Origin of the sequence: Corallococcus interemptor (genome assembly GCF_003668875.1) — a bacterium.
GTDB classification, from domain to species: Bacteria; Myxococcota; Myxococcia; order Myxococcales; family Myxococcaceae; genus Corallococcus; species Corallococcus interemptor.
In genome coordinates this window covers 1-1,156 of the sequence record NZ_RAWM01000273.1, presented here as the reverse complement: position 1 = coordinate 1,156, position 1,156 = coordinate 1, and the positions used below count along the sequence as shown (strand labels likewise).

Annotated in this window: 2 protein-coding genes; both read left to right on the top strand. The window is 67.2% G+C overall.

The window, feature by feature from the left end; genetic code table 11:
• Positions 1-41 precede the first annotated feature (41 nt).
• The gene (locus tag D7X96_RS39065) at positions 42-578 is read left to right on the top strand and encodes a helix-turn-helix domain-containing protein (protein WP_208647446.1); all 537 of its coding nucleotides are present in this window, start codon (positions 42-44) and stop codon (positions 576-578) included.
• A gap of 41 nt (positions 579-619) precedes the next feature.
• Positions 620-1,156, top strand: coding sequence for a transposase (locus tag D7X96_RS39060; protein ID WP_121772000.1), 537 nt, complete (start codon positions 620-622; stop codon positions 1,154-1,156).

The window sequence follows — 1,156 nt, the reverse complement described above, 5'->3', positions numbered from 1 at the left end:
CTAAGTAGGCCGCCAGAAGTTCCGAGACAAATTCGGGTCGCATGCCCAATTTCTGGGGCATGCGACCGGCAAGAAGCCCAGCCGAGCTGGGGCTGACAGCACACGACAGGAGGAAGCTGCAGCGAGCGCTGCGGCAGACACGCGACGCTCGCCACTTCCGTCGCCTTCTGGCCATCAAGCTCATCGCCGAGGGGAAGGGTCCGGGTGAGGCAGCACACCTGGCGGCCTTGAGTCGTCCGGCCGTCTACTGCTGGCTGGAGCGCTACCTGGCAGAGCGCACTCCGTCAGCCCTGGTGGATGCACCGCGCTCGGGCCGGCCCAGAAAAGCTCCGCGGCTGACCTCCAAGCGCCTGAGGAGGGTGGTCGGCTCCAGCCCAGAGAAGGCGGGCTGGGCGAGCCATGGATGGACGGTGCCTCTGCTGTGCACGCACCTCCAGCGCCAGGGGTTGGAGGTGTCACCCCGCACACTGCGCCGACGCCTGCGTGAGGCGGGGCTGGCTTGGAAGCGGCCTCGGTATGTGTACGCGACGGCAGCGCCTCACCTGGGGCAGAAAAAGGGGGCCTTGTTCGCCGTCTGAAGAGGCTCAAGCGCCAGTGGCCTCGTGCGGTGCTGCTCGTCATGGACAGCACCGTGCTGCGTTGGTTTCCACCGCTGCGCGCAGCGTGGGCACCGGTGGGCGAGCAGGCACAGGTGAAGATTACCGGCGAGAATGCCAAGCGCACGCTGTGGGGTGCCATCAATCCCCGCACCGGTAGGCGCGTCGTCATGGCGACCCGGCACGGCAGACAGGAGGACTTCATGGCTTTCCTGCGTGCCCTGCGTGCCTCCTCCCCCGGACGCCCGCTGCTGCTGGTGCTCGACAGGGCCAGCTGCCACACCGCCCAGAAATCTCAGCGGCTCGCCACGCGTCTCGGCGTCCACCTGGTGCTGCTGCCCAAGCAGCGCGCGGAGCTCAACTGCATGGACCACCTCTGGCGTCCGCTCAAGCAGCGTGTCTCCGCCAACCGGCAGTACCCCACGGTGGAGCAGCACGTCGATGCCGCCCTTCAGTGGGTGTTGGGCCTGTCGCCTCAGGACGCCCTCCGCAAGGCAGGCTGCCTCGCCGAGGGCTTCTGGCTTCGCGATTTGTTAGAGAACTTCTGGCGACCTACTTAG

Coding starts and splice junctions, on each gene's coding strand:
- D7X96_RS39060 (WP_121772000.1), top strand. CDS start 620: ATGGACAGCACCGTGCTGCGTTGGTTTCCACCGCTGCGCGCAGCGTGG.
- D7X96_RS39065 (WP_208647446.1), top strand. CDS start 42: ATGCCCAATTTCTGGGGCATGCGACCGGCAAGAAGCCCAGCCGAGCTG.